Raw genomic sequence first — 15,336 nt, forward strand, 5'->3', positions numbered from 1 at the left:
GCGCCGTGCGCCCGAGGCGTACCGCCGTGCAAGGAGCCCGTTCTGGCCAGCCGCTTGGAACTGCCCACTCCGGTGAAGATCGTCGTGCTCGCGTCCGGTTCCGGCACGCTGCTGCAGGCCGTGCTCGACGCCGTCGGGCAGCCCGGGTTCCCGGCCTCCGTCGTCGCGGTCGGCGCGGACCGCACCGGCATCGAGGCGCTTGCGCGGGCGGAGCGGGCCGATGTGCCGTCGTTCACCGTGCGCGTCGCCGACCATCCGGACCGGGCCGCGTGGGACCGCGCGCTCGCCGAGGCCGTCGCGGCTTACCGGCCCGACCTCGTGGTGTCCGCGGGCTTCATGAAGATCCTCGGACCGGAGTTCCTGTCGCGGTTCGCGGGCCGCGTGATCAACACCCACCCCGCGCTGCTGCCGTCGTTCCCCGGGATGCACGCGGTCGCCGACGCGCTGGCCGCGGGCGTGCGCGTCACCGGATCGACGGTGCATTTCGTCGACGCCGGGGTGGACACTGGCCCGGTCATCGCCCAGGAGGCGGTGCCGGTGGAGACCGACGACACCGAAGACGTCCTGCACGAGCGGATCAAAGCCGTGGAACGCAGGCTGCTGGTTGAAACGATCGAGCGACTCGGCCGTGGTGGGTGCACCGTGGACGGACGAAAGGTGAGGTTTTCGTGAGCACAGCACAGGGACGGCGCCCGGTCCGGCGCGCGCTGATCGGCGTCTCGGACAAGGCCGGCCTGCTCGAGCTCGCGACCGGCCTGCACGCGGCCGGCGTGGAGATCGTGTCGACCGGCGGCACGGCGAAGGTCATCGCGAACGCCGGGGTCCCGGTCACGCCGGTCGAGCAGGTCACCGGGTTCCCGGAGTCCTTTGACGGCCGGGTCAAGACGCTGCACCCGCGCGTGCACGCCGGACTGCTCGCCGACCAGGGCAACGACGACCACGTCGCGCAGCTCAAGCAGCTCGACATCGCGGCGTTCGACCTGCTCGTGGTGAACCTGTACCCGTTCCAGGCGACTGTCGCGTCCGGCGCGAGCCCTGAGGACTGCGTCGAGAACATCGACATCGGCGGCCCCGCGATGGTGCGCGCGGCCGCGAAGAACCACGGCAGCGTCGCTGTCGTCGTGGACCCGGCGCGGTACGCGTGGGTGCTCGAGCAGGTCTCCGCGGGCGGCTTCGAACTCTCGGACCGCAAGCGGCTCGCTGCGCAGGCGTACGCGCACACGGCTGCGTATGACACGGCTGTCGCTTCGTGGTTCGCCAACGCGTACGCGCCTTCGGACGACAGCGGCTTCCCGGACTTCCTCGGCGCGACGTGGGACCGTGCGGACGTACTGCGCTACGGCGAGAACCCGCACCAGAAGGCGGCGCTGTACCGCAGCGCGCAGCCGGGCCTCGCGCACGCGGAGCAGCTTCACGGCAAGGCGATGTCGTACAACAACTACGTCGACACTGACGCCGCGCGCCGGGCCGCCTTCGACTTCTCCGAGCCGGCTGTCGCGATCATCAAGCACGCCAACCCGTGCGGGATCGCTGTCGGAGTGGACATCGCCGAAGCGCACCGCAAGGCGCACGCCTGCGACCCGGTGTCCGCGTACGGCGGCGTGATCGCCACGAACCGCCCGGTGAGCGTCGCGGCGGCGGAGCAGATCGCCGAGGTCTTCACCGAGGTCGTGCTCGCCCCCGACTTCGAGCCGGAAGCGCTGGAGATCTTGCAGCGCAAGAAGAACGTGCGGCTGCTGAAGCTGTCCGCGATCGAGAACGCGGCCCCGGTGGAGTTCCGGCCGATCTCCGGCGGCGTGCTCGTGCAGACCGCCGACGCGATCGACGCCCCCGGCGACAACCCGGCGAACTGGGAGCTGGCCACCGGCTCGCCCGCCGACGAGCAGACCCTGGCGGACCTGGAATTCGCGTGGCGGGCACTGCGCGCGGTGAAGTCCAACGCGATCCTGCTGGCGCACGAGCAGGCGACCGTCGGGGTCGGCATGGGCCAGGTCAACCGCGTCGACTCGTCGCGGCTGGCAGTCTCGCGGGCAGGCGACCGGGCGAAGGGCTCGGTCGGCGCGTCGGACGCGTTCTTCCCGTTCCCGGACGGGCTCGAGGTGCTGATCGAGGCAGGCGTGCGCGCCGTTGTGCAGCCTGGCGGGTCCATCCGCGACGCCGAGGTGATCGCCGCCGCGGAGGCCGCCGGGATCACGCTGTACCTGACCGGAACGCGCCACTTCGCGCACTGATTTTTTTGCTGGCCGGCCGGGACTTTTGGGTCCCGGCCGGTTTTTCATCCCTCGTGTCCCTCGCGCAAGATCGCGTAGACGACCTCGTCGCGGTAGCCGCCGTCACGCCAGGTGACCTGGCACAGCAGACCTTCGCGATGGAAGCCGGTCTTCTCGAGCGCCTGCTGCCCGTCGAGGTCGTCACTGTCGACGAAGGCTTCGAGCCGATGCGCGCGGGTGTGCCGGAAGAGCTGGTCGACGAGCAGCTGGTACGCCTTGTCCATGCCGTGCCCGCGGTAGTCCGGCAGCAACGTGACGCCGACCCGGAAACACCCACCGGCCGGCCCGCCCCGATCGGCGGCTTCCCAGGTCGCCATCCCCGCGACAGCCGAGTCGGCAGTCACCGCGACCGCGCTTGAAGCCGGGCTGAGGAACCCGTCCTCAGCGAACCGGCGTCGTGCCCGCGGCCCGGTGAAACTCGTCCACTGGAAGGCCGCGGCGACGTCCGGGTCCGTGGAGAACCGGTCGAGCACCGGCAGGTCAGCTTCGGCGAAACCCCGCAGGGCGATGTGTCCTGTCTTCATCAGGGTTCCCAGTGTAAAGAGCTGTTTTCGTGGTGTCCCGGTGATCTTTCGGGTTCTTCCTTCGTCCGCGCTTGACAGTCGGGGAGGGGGCGAGTGAGACTGGATGGTGTCGAACGGGTGTTCGATCCTGTTCGGCGCAGTGGTGTGTTTTTGGGTGCGATTGTTGGGTGACCGTGCGGATTCCGCGCGGATGAGGATGCGGAACCGCCTTCCCCGCGGTGTGCCGACGTCCGTCCCGGGCTGGGTTTGACGACCCTGCTCCCGGGGCGGGCTGTCGGTCGATCTCGGAGGAAGGAGGGGACCGGTGACGACCGGAGTGGCTTCGGGGGCTGCTTCTTCGGAGCTCGCTTTTTCGGGAGCTGCTTCGGAGATCGCGGGAGAACCGGGAGCTTCAGAGGCCGCGGGGGCGGTTTCCGGAGCCGAGGGGACTTCTGCGGACGGTTCGGTCGCGGCTGGTTTTCCTGGGGCGGGTGCGGCCTCAGCTTTGGCCGGGATGGCTTCGGGGGCTTCCGGGGCGCGGGGCGTTTCGACCGCGGCCGGGGTGGGCGGCGTTTGGTCTCTGTCCGAGGCTGTTCCCGGGGCAGCCGGTTCTTCGGCGACGGCCGAGGACCTGGACGTGCCGATACTGCCTGCTGCCTCTGCTGATCTCCTTGGCATTGCGGGGATTCCAGCGAAGCCGAAGAAACCCGCCAGGTCGTCTCGGAAGAACTTCTCCGACGCGGAAGTCGTAGCTTCCGCCGCCACGAGCGTGCCGGAGGCGCGGCCGGCACGCTCGTGGGAAGTAACGGTGCCATGGGCGGCGATCGAAGCCTTGGCGAAGGAACGAACGCCGGTCGCCGCGATGTCCGCAGGGGCGCCGAGGTCGATGTTCTCGTTGGGGGAGAACGGATCTCATGCCCGGCCGAGTTCTCTGGACGTGGCGTACGAGCCATGGACGCCGGCCAACTTCGGCCGAACGGCAGAAGCCGGCTCGTCGACGCTTCGTTCACGGGCACGGTCAGGCCCGTCGGTCGAATCCGGTCGTGAACTTCCTGCCAGGACTGCGGCGTCTGCTGACGCGCGTATGTCCAGCGGACCTGATTCCCCGACCCCGCTCACCCCTCCGACTCAGCTGCACCCCGCAACTCCGTCTAACTCCGGTCCGAAAACTCCGCCCGAGAGTCCGCTCGCTCCTCCGACCCCACTGCACCCCGCAACTCCACCCGACTCAGCAACCCCGCTTAACCCCGAAGCACCCGACTCGCCGAAACTCCGTCCCCCAACCCGGCTCCACCCCGCCGACTCGCCCTCGCCCGCCGACCCGCCCGCACCCGCGGACCCCTCGCACCCGCTGGCCAAACTGACCGCCCTCCCCGGCGTCAGCACTGCCAGCACTGTCGCGGCCGAGCGGGCTTCCCGGGCCGACTGGGGCCAGGCCGCCGGGCGGATGCTCCCCGTGGCCCCAGCCCTGGCCGACCTCCTCCCCGGGGCGGGGTTGCGCCGCGGAAGCATCGTCGCGGTCCACCACTCCACTTCGTTGCTGTTCGCGTTGCTCGCGGAAGCGACCGCCGCCGGGGCGTGGGCGGCGGTCGTCGGTGCCCCGTCGCTGGGGATCGTCGCGGCGGCCGAGCACGGGGTCGCCGTCTCGCGGCTCGCGTTGGTTCCTCAGCCGGGGGCCGAATACCAAGCCGTGATGGCCGCTCTGCTCGACGGCGTCGACCTCGTGGTCACCGAGCCTCGCTCGGTCCGGCCGGACGTCGCGCGCAGGCTCGCGGCGCGGGCGAGGAATCGCGGGGCGGTGCTGCTTTCGTTGGGGCCTTGGCCTTCCGCCGACGTCGAGCTGCACTGCACCCCGGGAGCCTGGGCCGGGGTGCTTGAGCACGGTGCCGGACACCTCCGTTCCCGCCCCGTCGAAGTGCACGCCCGGGGACGCGGCGCGGCGGCCCGGCCTCGGTCGGCGTCGGTGTTTCTGCCCGGCCCGGACGGGCGGGTTTCCCGGGGCGAGAAGCGCGCCGCAGCACGGGAAGAAGCAGTCGGATGACCAGAACTGTCCATAAAGGACAGAAAGACCCACGTCGCCATCCGACGCGGATGCTGGTCTTGTGGTGTCCAGACTGGCCCGCGGTCGCTGCGGTCGCCGCGGCGGGGAGTGTGCTTACTCGGCCAGCGGCGGTGTTCCATGCGAACAGGGTCGTCGCGTGCACCGCGGTCGCGCGGACGCGGAACATCCGGCGCGGCATGCGGCGGCGAGAAGCGGAATCCCAATGCCCGGACTTGGCGGTGTTCGGCGTAGACGACGCGCGGGACGCGCGGTTGTTCGAGAACGTCGCGTCGGCGGTGGAGGAGCTGGTCGTCGGGCTGGAAGTGGTGCGGCCGGGGCTCCTCGCGGTTCCCGTCGCGGGTGCGGCCGGGTATTTCGGCGGCGAACCGCAGCTCGCGGAGAAGCTGGTGGACCAGGTGGCCGCGGCGGCCGGGGTCGAATGTCAGGTCGGCGTGGCGGAAGGGTTGTTCGCGGCGACCCTCGCCGCGCGGCAGGGCGCGCTGGTCGAAACTGGGCGGACGGCCGAATTTCTCGCTCCGTTGCCGGTGATCGAACTGGACCAGCCAGGTTCTGAGCGAGCGGACCTGGTCGGCCTGCTCGTCCGGCTCGGGCTGCGCACGCTCGGCGCGTTCGCCGAACTCGGCGAGCGGGACGTCGCCGCTCGGTTCGGGCGCACCGGGGTGCTCGCGCATCGGCTGGCCCGGGGGCTGTCCGATCGGCCGCCGTTGCGCCGCAGTCCGCCGCCGGAATTGTCGCTCGCCGAATCGTTCGACCCAGTGCTCGCCCGGGTCGATGTCGCCGCGTTCATGGCCAAGAAGCTCGGCGCGCGGTTCCATGCCGCGCTCGCGGATCGCGGGCTCGCGTGCACACGATTGGGTATATACGCGACCACCGAGAACGGGGAGCAGCTCGGTCGCGTCTGGCGTTGTGCGGAACCACTTACGCCGCAAGGGGTTGCGGACCGGGTCCGGTGGCAGTTCGAGGGATGGCTCAAGGCCGCGCCCGGCGAACGGCCCACGGCCGGGGTCGCGCGGTTGCGGCTCGAACCGGAAGAGACTGTCGAAGGGAGGTCATTGCAGCTGGGGCTGTGGCGGGGGAGCGATCCCGGAGCCGGCCCCGGCGAGGACGAGGAATTGGCTGCCGAACGGGCGGGCCGGGCATTCGTGCGGGTGCAAGGCTTGCTCGGCCCGGAAGGCGTGGTCACGCCGCTGCTCGACGGCGGACGCGATCCGGCGAGCCGGGTCCGGCTCATTCCGTGGGGCGACCCGCGGGAAGCCGTCGGACCACCGGACGCCACGTGGCCGGCCCGGCTGCCTTCCCCGTCTCCGGCGACGGTGCTGGAACAACCGTTGCCAGTCCAGGTCATCGACGAACAGGGGCGGCCAGTCGGCCTCACCGCGCGCAAACGGCTGACCGCGCCGCCGCACGGACTTCGCGTCGCGGGCGGGCCGCCGCGGCCGATCACCGGATGGGCGGGCCCGTGGCCGGTCACGTCGGGCCGTCGGTCGACCGGCCCGCAGCAAGCCCGGCTGCAATTGCTGCTCGCGGCAGGGGAAAACGAGGCACCGGAGGCGGTGCTCGTCCTCTGCTCCGGAACTGAAAATCCAATGTGGACGGTTGAGGGAAGTTACGACTGACGGAAAAGCTGATCATCCCTTGCCGAGAAACCCTGTGAAGACAACGAAAGGAAGCCGAAGATGATGGACCACGACCTGCCGACGCCCCGCGTCCCGGTCGAACCGCCGTGCCCGTTCGACCCGGCGCTGCTCGTGCTGCTGATCCCGCAACCCCGTCGATCGCCCGAGAACCGGGTGGACTGACGATGGGCTGGAACAACCCGCCGGTCCCGTGGAAGGACCTCGCGCGGGCGCTGTCGGGCGGGATGCCGCCTGGCGACCACGGTGACAGTCCGGCATGGGGGCGCAAACGCGAGGCGTATCGCCGACCGGCTGACATCCCACCGCCGCGCAGCGACCTGGAAGCCGGGCCGCGAGTGGCGTACGCCGAGCTGCACTGCCACTCCAACTTCAGTTTCCTCGACGGCGCCAGCCACCCCGAGGAACTGGTGGAGGAGGCCGCGCGGCTGCGGCTCGACGCGATCGCGCTCACCGACCACGACGGCATGTACGGCGTGGTCCGGTTCGCCGAAGCGGCCAAAGAGCTAGGCGTCGCAACGGTATTCGGCACCGAGCTGAGCTTCGGGCTGTCCGGTCCGCAAAACGGCGTCGCCGACCCCGAAGGCGAACACCTTCTGCTGCTGGCCCGCGGCGACGACGGCTACCGCAGCCTGTGCCGCGCGATCACCGCCGGACAGCTGCGCGGCCACGAAGACGAAAAAGCGGAACGTGCCGAAAAAGGCCGTCCGATCTACGACTTGCACGCGGTGGCGGAGGAAGTCGCGGGGAAATGCGCGGTGCTTACCGGCTGTCGCAAGGGATCCGTGCGATCGGCGTTGGTGCGCGAAGGCCCGGACGCCGCGCTCGCCGAACTGCGCCGGCTGGTCGACCTCTTCGGCCAGACCCAGGTATACGTCGAGCTGATCGACCACGGCCAGCCGCTCGACAGCGTGCACAACGACCTGCTCGCCGAGATGGCCAGCGAACTCAAACTGCCCACCGTCGCCACCACCGCCGCGCACTACGCCCGCCCGGAACGCGGCCGTCTCGCTGACGCGCTCGCCGCCATCCGAGCCCGGCGCGGCATCGACGACCTCGAAGGCTGGCTGCCCGGCGACGCCGCCGCGTTCTTGCGCTCTGGAAACGAAATGGCGGAAGTCTTCCAGCGGTACCCGGGCGCGGTGCAGCGGTCAGCGTTGCTGGGCATGGAATGCGCCTTCCCTCTTGAGCTTCTCGCGCCGGAGCTGCCGCCGTTCGACGTCCCGCCTGGCGAGACCGAGACCACACACCTGCGAACCCTCGTCAAGAAAGGCTTCAAAGAGCGCTACTCGGGCAAAGAGCACGAAGACAAGGCCTGGCAGCAGATCGAGCACGAGATGGGGGTGATCGAGAAACTCGAGTTCCCCGGGTATTTCCTGATTGTCTGGGACATCGTCCGGTTCTGCCGGGATAGCGGAATCCTGTGCCAGGGAAGGGGTTCAGCGGCCAACTCGGCGGTGTGCTACGCGCTCGGGATCACCAATGTCGATCCCATCGAGTACCACCTGCTCTTCGAACGGTTCCTCGCGCCCGACCGCGACGGCTACCCGGACATCGACATCGACATCGAGTCCGACCGGCGCGAGGAAGCGATCCAATACGTCTACGGCAAACACGGCAGGCTCAACGCCGCACAGGTCGCGAACGTGATCACCTACCGCGCCCGCTCCGCGATCCGCGACGCCGCCCGGGCGCTCGGCTACTCGCCCGGCCAGCAGGACGCGTGGAGCAAGCAGATCGACCGCTGGGGCGCCTTGCAGCGCACGGAAAAGGACCACGACCACGACATCCCGCGCGACGTCGTGCAGCTCGCCTTCGCGCTCGAAGACTTCCCGCGGCACCTCGGCATCCACTCCGGCGGCATGGTGATGTGCCGGGAACCGGTGAGCCAGGTGTGCCCGGTCGAATGGGCGCGGATGGAGAACCGCAGCGTGCTGCAGTGGGAGAAGGAGGATTGCGCCGCGGCGGGGCTGGTGAAGTTCGACCTGCTCGGGCTCGGCATGCTCTCCGCGCTGCACTACATGCTCGACCTGGTCGAGGAGTACAAGGGCGAGAAAATCGATCTCGCCGAGCTGAACCTCAACGACGAGAACATCTACGACATGCTTTGCCGCGCCGACGCGATCGGCGTGTTCCAGGTGGAGAGCCGGGCCCAGCTGGCGACCTTGCCGCGGCTGCGGCCGCGGGAATTCTACGACCTGGCCGTGGAAGTCGCGCTGATCCGCCCCGGCCCGATCCAGGGCGGTTCGGTGCACCCGTACATCCGCCGCAAACAAGGGCGCGAGAAGTGGGAGTACGACCATCCGTTGCTGGAGAACGCTCTGGAGAAGACGCTGGGGGTGCCGCTGTTCCAGGAGCAGATGATGCAGATCGCCCTGGACGTCGCGAACTTCACCCCGGCCGAGGCCGACCAGTTGCGGCACGCGATGGGGTCGAAACGGTCGCAGCGGAAAATGGAACGGCTGCACAAGCGGTTCCTCGACGGAGCCATCGCCAACGAGGTGGACGCGGAGCTGGCGGAGAAGATCTTCCAGAAGCTCAAGGCGTTCGCCAACTTCGGCTTCCCGGAAAGCCACGCGCTGAGCTTCGCGCATCTGGTGTTCGCGAGCGCGTACTTCAAGCACTACCACCCGGACGCGTTCTGCGCGGGGCTGCTGCGGGCGCAACCGATGGGGTTCTACTCGCCGCAGTCGCTGGTGGCGGACGCGCGCAGGCACGGCGTCACCACGCTCGGTCCGGACCTCAACCTGAGCCTTCCGCACGCGACGTTGGAAGCGTTGCCGGACAACGGAAAACTCCACGCGGTGCGCGGCGGGCTCAGCACTGTCCGGATGATCGGCGAAACGCTGGCCGAGGAGATCGTGGCGGAACGGCGCGCGAACGGCCGCTACGAGAGCATGTCCGACCTCGGCAGGCGCGTCCGGCTCAGCACGCCACAGCTGGAGGCGTTGGCCACCTCGGGCGCGTTCAGCGCGTTCGGCCCGGATCGGCGGCAGGCGTTGTGGTCCGCGGGCGCGGTCGCGCAGGACCGGCCGGAGAAACTGCCCGGCACCGGCGTCGGCGTGGACGCGCCGATGCTGCCCGGGATGGACGGGCTCGACCTCGCCGCCGCCGACGTGTGGGCCACCGGGATCTCGCCGGACAGCTACCCGACGGAGTTCATCCGCGACCGGCTCGACGCGCTCGGGGTGATCACCGCCGACCAGCTGCTGGGCCGGGACGACGGGGAACGGGTGCTCGTCGGGGGAGCGGTCACGCACCGCCAGCGCCCGGCGACTGCCGGTGGAGTCACGTTCCTGAACCTCGAGGACGAGACCGGCATGGTGAACGTGATCTGCACCCTCGGGCTGTGGCAACGGTTCCACCGGATCGCGCGGGGCAGCGCGGCGCTGCTGGTGCACGGAGTGCTCGAGAAAGCGGACGGCGTGGCGAGCGTGCGCGCGCAGAAACTCGAGCAGCTGACGCTGCGGATTCCCACGAGATCGCGGGACTTCCGATGACCGGCGGGCAGTTCGTGGACACACGCCTTCCGGCGGCTCGCAGCCACCCCGTCGACGAGGCGGCGCCGGGGCTGATGTCATCCTGTCGGGGTGACGGAGACCGGCGAGGACTACACCGAAGCACGACTTTCCGGCCAGTGGTGGGAAAAACGCCAGTTCGTGGGTTGCGACTTCACCGAGGCGGACCTGCGCGACCTGCGCACCCGCGGCTGCACCTTCGACAACTGCGACTTCACCAAGGTCGATCTCGCCGGCTCGCGGCACGACGCGTCGGCGTTCCGCTCGTGCACGTTCGACCGCTCAGTGCTCGCCGACAGCCGCTGGTCGTCGTGCTCGCTGCTTGGTTCGTCCTTTGTGGACTGTCGATACACCGGGATCGCGCTGACCGAATGCGATCTGTCGCTGGCGTCGTTCGCGCGCGGCCGGTTGCGGAAACTGGACCTGTCGGGTCTGCGGATGCGGGAAGTGAACCTCAACGAGGCGGATCTGACGGATTCCGACCTGCGGGGCACGGATCTGTCCGGAGCCCGGATGATCGGCGCGAAGCTTCCCGGAGCGGACCTGCGCGGCGCGGTCGTCGACGCGAACGGGCTGGTGCAGGCGGATCTGCGCGGCGCGTACGTGGACGTCGAACTGGCGGTGGCGTTCGCCGCGGCCCATGGCTTGGTCGTCAAGTAGCCCGTTTCCGGGCACGAAAAAGGGGCGAAGCCCGCTGGCCCCGCCCCTCTTCCGCGTCCTCAGTCGATCGGCGGTTCGCCCGGGTCGAGTTCGATCAGGTCGCCCTCGGCGAGCAGTTCTTCGATGCTCGCCGGAAGCAGGTACGCCGACCCGCCGCCGGGCTGGTTGAACCACGGGATCGCCACCCCGGCAAGGGTTTCGAGCGGCCGCTGCACCCGGTACACGTGGTAGGGGCGGTTCACCCACTCCGGCACCAGCGAACGCTCCTCGAACGGGGTGCCCGCCGCGTAGGTCAGGTTGCCGTTCGGGCCGCCGAAGCGGTCCAGCTCGCTGCCCGCGGGCAGTTCGCGCAGTTCCTTGCCGCGGAACAGGGTCAGCGGCGGTTCTCCGGACAACGGCGCGATCGGCCACTGCCCGCCGCCGCCGGTTCCGTTGGCGCGCACCGGTTCCTCGCGCCGCACCGGCGGCTCCCGGCGCTGCGGCGGGCTGACCGGCGGCGCGACCTGGGTGGGCGGAGCGCTGACCGGCGAGGCGATCTGCGTCGGCGGCGCGCTGACCGGAGGGGCCACCTGGGTCGGCGGGCTCACCGGTGCCGCGATCTGCGTCGGCGGAGCGGGCGGCGGGGTCTGCCGGGCAGGCGGTTCGTCGTCGGCCAGCAGCTGATCCGCGGGCGTGAACGCGGTCTGCTCCTGCGGCGGCACGTTCTCACGCGGCCGGACCGGGAACGAGCCGGTCGCGACCTCCGGCGACAACGTCGCCACCACCGGCGGCTTCGGCGCGTCCGCGACGGGCTCAGCCGGCGCGGGGGCTTCCGGCGCGACGTACCCGTCGGGGTACAGCAGCACCTTGCCGAGCATGAACGCCGCGGCGTCCTCCGCGTCGCCGAACACCGCCGGGTTGATCAGCTCGCCGTCGTACCAGCCGACGCGCCAGCCTTCGCCCACCTGCTCGACGCTCCACCCGCGTTCGGTGGGGCCGCCGAGCCGGTACGCGGCCTCGGGCACGTTCAGCTCGTCGAGCTTCGCCTGCAGGTCGGCCAGCTCCGGTTCGGCGGGCTGCTCCCGCCGTGGCGCCGGAGCCGGTTCGGCCTGCTCCCGTGCCGCGCGCCGCCCGCCGGACGGCGGGGGCACCGGCATCTCCGGCACCGGAAGCCCGCCGGGGATCTCGGCCCCCGGCATGATCATCGCGGTCGGCGGGCCCGAGTCGTACTCGGCCTCGCGGCGGTTGTCGTCCTCGTAGCCGCTGGAGTGCGTGAACAGTTCCGCCCGCTGCTCGTCGTCGTCGCGGGACGGTTCGTTGCCGTGCGTGAAGAGCACCGGCTCGTCGCCGGCGTCGACCGGCTGATGGACGTCGGTCTGGTCCTCGTCGTCCGGGTGTCCCGGACCGGTGCCGTTGCGACCGGGGACGAGGTCGTGGTGGACGTCGGTGTGGTCCTCGTCGTCGTAATGACCGTCGTGACCATCGTCGTAGCGGTCGTACTGCGCGCCGTCGAAGTCCTGCTCGAACGGCGGCTCCGCGGGACGCTCCGGCGCGGTGCCGTGGCGACCCTCGGCCTCCTTCTCGCGCCCCCGGCCGTGCGCGGCGGCCAGCCCGGCCGCGGCCAAGCCACCGGCCGCTGCGATCCCGGCCGCGGCCGCCCCGACGTGACTGCTGCCGTGCTCGTCCGCCGGTTCGGCCTGGCTGTCGGTTTCCGCGCCGCGCCGTCCGCCGGTCTCGGCGTTCAGCCGCACGTCCTCCTGACGGCTGTCGTCCGCTTCGGCATCCGGCTGGGCTCGCCGACGGCCGCCCTCCTGGTCGGCGTCCGCTGCCGCGCCGCGACGACCCGCGTCCGGCTCGGCGGTGTGCCGGTTCGAGGCGGTGGGTTCGTCGGTGGAGCTGTCCGCGCCGATGAGCCCGTCTGCACCGATAAGGCCATCCGCGCCGACAAGCCCGTCCTCGGCCTGCGGGGCCGGCTGCTCGAACGCGCCGACGCCCGGGACGTTGCTCCCGTGCGCGTCGAGGTGCTCGTCGTACCCGTGAGCGTCGTCGTAGCCGCTCGCCGCGTCATCGGCGTGGTGCGCGGGCTCGTCGTAACCCGCTTCGCCGTGCCCACGCTGACCGGCGCCTTCGTCGTATCCGTGCGGCTCGGCGTACTGCTCGTGGGCGGAGTCCTCGTACCCGTGCTGGTCGGCGTAGCCGCTCTCGTGCCCCTCGTACCCGTGCGGCTCGGCGTCGTACCCGCGGGCGTCGTGCGGTGCGGATTCGTCGTAGGCGCCGTGGGAGGCAGGGTCGCGGTAGCTGCCTTCGTGGCCGGACTCGTCGTAAGCCTGGTCGTGCTGGTCGTAACCCTCGGCGTGGCCAGACTGGTCGTAGCCGTCGGCGTCGTGGTGGCCGGGTTCGGCGTAACCGGCGGCGTCGTGGGCTCGTTCGTCGTAGCCGGACGCGTCGGAGTGCTCGTCGTAGCCGGCTTCGTGCGGGTGGCCGGGTTCGGCGTGGGTGCCGTTCGCGTCGGCCTGCTGGCTAGTCCCGCGCGAGGCGGCGTATCCGGCAACTCCCGCCACGCCGGCAGCTCCCGCGGCAGCAGCCGCGACGCCCAGTCCGTGCGATCCACCGGAGCTGTCCGGCCCGCCGGAGACCGGGGCGGACACTCGCGTGCCCTGCGGACCGTTCGCCGCGCCGGGACCGCTCTGCACATCCTGCGCGCCCGGCCTGTCCGAACCGCCGCGTGCGGCTGGTCCGTTGGGCTCGAAGGGACCGTCGGAGCCGCCACGTGCGCCGGGACCGCCGCGCTCGTCGAAGCCGGATTCGTCCGCCGCACCGGGCTCGCCGGGCCTGCCGAACTCGTCGGCTCGCCCGAACCCGTCGGGACGGCCTGCGGTGTCGGGCCTGCCGGATTCGGGACGGCTGAATTCGTTGACTCGGCCGAGATTGTCTGGGCCGCCTGCTGTGCCGGGCCTGCCTGACTCGGGACCGCTGAACTCGTTGGTTCGGCCGAGATTGTCTGGACCGCTGGCCGCGCGGGGGCCATCGGCTGCGCCGGGCCTGCGGGAACCGGGATCGCCGAATTCGCTTGCCGAGTCGTAGTTCTCGGGGGCAGTTGGCCGACCGGCTGTGCTGGGCCTGCCGGAGCCCGAGGCGCCGAACTCGCTCGGGTCGTAACCCTCGGGGCCGGGGCCGCCGGAGCCGGGGCCGCCGAAGTTGTCGGCTGGGTGGAAGTCGTCGGGGCGGCCGGCTGGTTCGGGCCTGCCGGAATCGGGGGAGCCGTATTCGTCGGCCGGGTGGAAGTTGTCGGGGCTTCCGCCCTTGCCGCCCGCCGCGCCGAGTGCGGCTGCGCCCAGGCCGGCTGCGCCGAGCCCGGCCGCGGCGGCGCCGACTCCGGCTGCGCCGAGTCCTCCGGAACCAGCGCCGGTGGGGCCGTCTGCGCCAGCTCCACCGGAACCTGGTCCGTGGGAATCGAATCCGCCGCCGGCACCATTCGGTCCGCCTGGGCCGTTGGGTCCGCCTGGCGCACCGGCAACGCCGGGGCCGCCAGCGTTAGCCGGGCCGTTCGGACCGCCAGGGCCGCCCGGCGCGCCAGGTCCGCCAGCGCCAGGTCCGCCAGGTCCAGCCGCACCGCCCGGCGCGCCACCACCCGGTCCACCCGAGCCAGGTCCACCAGAGCCAGGTCCACCAGGAGCACCAGCCCCAGGAGCGGGCCGCTGCTGGGGAGTCTGGCTCCCGCGAGTCAGATAGGCCGCCGCGCCCTGCAGGGTCAGTTCATCGACCTGCGGAAGCTGGAAACCGTTGGCCCGGATGTGCTCGATCAGGTCCGCTTCCGGCGAGACGCCGTACGTGCGGAGGTAGAAGTTCACCGCGGCGGGCCAGATCCAGTGGCCGTCGCTGTGGAAGGCGACCGGCACCGTCGCCTCGGGAGTCTGGGCGAGCCGGTCGATGTCGTAGCCGCGGTCCTGGACCACCAGCGGTGCGTGGTCCAGATAGTCCAGCAGCCGGTCTTGCTCGTCGACGTCCAGGTCGGGACGGTTGATGACCGGGCGGCCGGCGGGGCCGATGGTGTCGAAGATCCGTGCGATGCGGAAGTGCGGGCCGGGCTGTTCCGGGCCGAGGCCGGACATCCGGCGGATCAGCCACTCGGGCACGTTCTCCTCGGTGCGCGGGAACATGCGCAGCTCGTCGGAGTACGCCTGGGGCGGCGGGGCGAGGTGCCAGCCGGGCTCGTCGCGGTTGTACTCGAGGTTGTAGCTGGAGGGGTGGTCCAGCTGGTACCGCGCGTTGAACCAGGTGCCGCGGCCGTCTCGGTACATGCCCGCGCGGAGCCTGCCGAAGAGGGTCGCGATGTCGTGCGTCGCGATCCATTCCTGGGCGGTGCCGTCTTCGAGCACGATCTCGCCGGTCAGCTCGTGGTACCTGCCGACGGCTCGGTACTCCGCGGAGACTTTGCGCCAGTCGCGCGGGGCGGCGCGCAGCAGGGCCAGTCCGATCTGCTTGACCAGAGTGTCCTGCTCCGTCGCGTTCAGCTGCGTCGTCGGTTGTGCCACAGAGAACATTTTGACTGTTCGCGCGCGCGAACGCACCCCGCATAGGGCATTTGCCACCCGAGGGCCGGTGGACGTGCCCGCTGACCTCGACGGACGCGATATGGCACGGGTCACACGCCAGGGTGGGTGATGCGGTGGAGCCCCTCCAGCTTAAGACCCGGGAAGGCTGATTCGA

9 protein-coding genes are annotated in these 15,336 nt (G+C 70.9%); 7 read left to right on the forward strand and 2 right to left on the reverse strand.

All coding sequences use genetic code 11. The features are described from left to right. Window positions 1-54: 54 nt before the first annotated feature. Both purN and purH read left to right on the forward strand, forming a co-directional pair. On the forward strand, window positions 55-672 hold the full coding sequence (gene purN / locus ABD156_RS11515) for a phosphoribosylglycinamide formyltransferase (protein ID WP_344270508.1): 618 nt from the start codon (window positions 55-57) through the stop codon (window positions 670-672). Further along, entirely contained in the window at window positions 669-2,231 is a 1,563-nt protein-coding gene (gene purH, locus ABD156_RS11520; protein ID WP_344270511.1) for a bifunctional phosphoribosylaminoimidazolecarboxamide formyltransferase/IMP cyclohydrolase, read from the forward strand. The genes purN and purH overlap by 4 nt, the downstream gene beginning before the upstream one ends. A 44-nt stretch (window positions 2,232-2,275) precedes the next feature. Here purH and ABD156_RS11525 read toward each other — a convergent pair whose 3' ends face one another. Beyond that, window positions 2,276-2,794, reverse strand: coding sequence for a GNAT family N-acetyltransferase (locus tag ABD156_RS11525; protein ID WP_344270514.1), 519 nt, complete (start codon window positions 2,792-2,794; stop codon window positions 2,276-2,278). A 1,426-nt stretch (window positions 2,795-4,220) separates the two neighbouring features. On the opposite strand from ABD156_RS11525, the gene ABD156_RS11530 reads away from it, so the two are divergent. The 5 genes from ABD156_RS11530 to ABD156_RS11550 all read left to right on the forward strand — a co-directional run bounded on the left by ABD156_RS11530 (window position 4,221) and on the right by ABD156_RS11550 (window position 10,647). Next, a complete protein-coding gene (locus ABD156_RS11530) occupies window positions 4,221-4,814 on the forward strand; it encodes a hypothetical protein (protein ID WP_344270517.1) in 594 nt (197 codons plus the stop codon). A 50-nt stretch (window positions 4,815-4,864) separates the two neighbouring features. Beyond that, complete coding sequence (locus ABD156_RS11535) at window positions 4,865-6,451, forward strand: DNA polymerase Y family protein (RefSeq protein WP_344270740.1); 1,587 nt, start codon at window positions 4,865-4,867, stop codon at window positions 6,449-6,451. 60 nt (window positions 6,452-6,511) lie between these two features. After that, window positions 6,512-6,634: a hypothetical protein gene (locus tag ABD156_RS11540; RefSeq protein ID WP_344270520.1), complete on the forward strand. Its 123-nt coding sequence runs from the start codon at window positions 6,512-6,514 to the stop codon at window positions 6,632-6,634. A gap of 2 nt (window positions 6,635-6,636) precedes the next feature. Beyond that, window positions 6,637-9,969 (forward strand): error-prone DNA polymerase, encoded by a 3,333-nt coding sequence (locus ABD156_RS11545; protein WP_344270523.1) that lies wholly within the window; start codon window positions 6,637-6,639, stop codon window positions 9,967-9,969. Between the two features lie 90 nt (window positions 9,970-10,059). Beyond that, window positions 10,060-10,647, forward strand: a complete 588-nt coding sequence (locus tag ABD156_RS11550; protein ID WP_344270526.1) for a pentapeptide repeat-containing protein — start codon at window positions 10,060-10,062, stop codon at window positions 10,645-10,647. 59 nt (window positions 10,648-10,706) lie between these two features. Here the strand turns inward: ABD156_RS11550 and ABD156_RS11555 are convergent, their stop codons facing one another. Continuing rightward, window positions 10,707-15,161, reverse strand: a complete 4,455-nt coding sequence (locus ABD156_RS11555; RefSeq protein ID WP_344270529.1) for a glycohydrolase toxin TNT-related protein — start codon at window positions 15,159-15,161, stop codon at window positions 10,707-10,709. Between the last annotated feature and the right edge of the window lie 175 nt (window positions 15,162-15,336).

The sequence above is a fragment of the Amycolatopsis albidoflavus genome (genome assembly GCF_039525725.1).
Lineage (GTDB): Bacteria > Actinomycetota > Actinomycetes > Mycobacteriales > Pseudonocardiaceae > Amycolatopsis > Amycolatopsis albidoflava.

What these genes read in the sequence shown, in the direction of transcription:
- ABD156_RS11525 (WP_344270514.1), bottom strand. Translation starts at nt 2,794, where the DNA reads ATGAAGACAGGACACATCGCCCTGCGGGGTTTCGCCGAAGCTGACCTG.
- ABD156_RS11530 (WP_344270517.1), top strand. Translation starts at nt 4,221, where the DNA reads ATGCTCCCCGTGGCCCCAGCCCTGGCCGACCTCCTCCCCGGGGCGGGG.
- ABD156_RS11535 (WP_344270740.1), top strand. Translation starts at nt 4,865, where the DNA reads ATGCTGGTCTTGTGGTGTCCAGACTGGCCCGCGGTCGCTGCGGTCGCC.
- ABD156_RS11540 (WP_344270520.1), top strand. Translation starts at nt 6,512, where the DNA reads ATGATGGACCACGACCTGCCGACGCCCCGCGTCCCGGTCGAACCGCCG.
- ABD156_RS11545 (WP_344270523.1), top strand. Translation starts at nt 6,637, where the DNA reads ATGGGCTGGAACAACCCGCCGGTCCCGTGGAAGGACCTCGCGCGGGCG.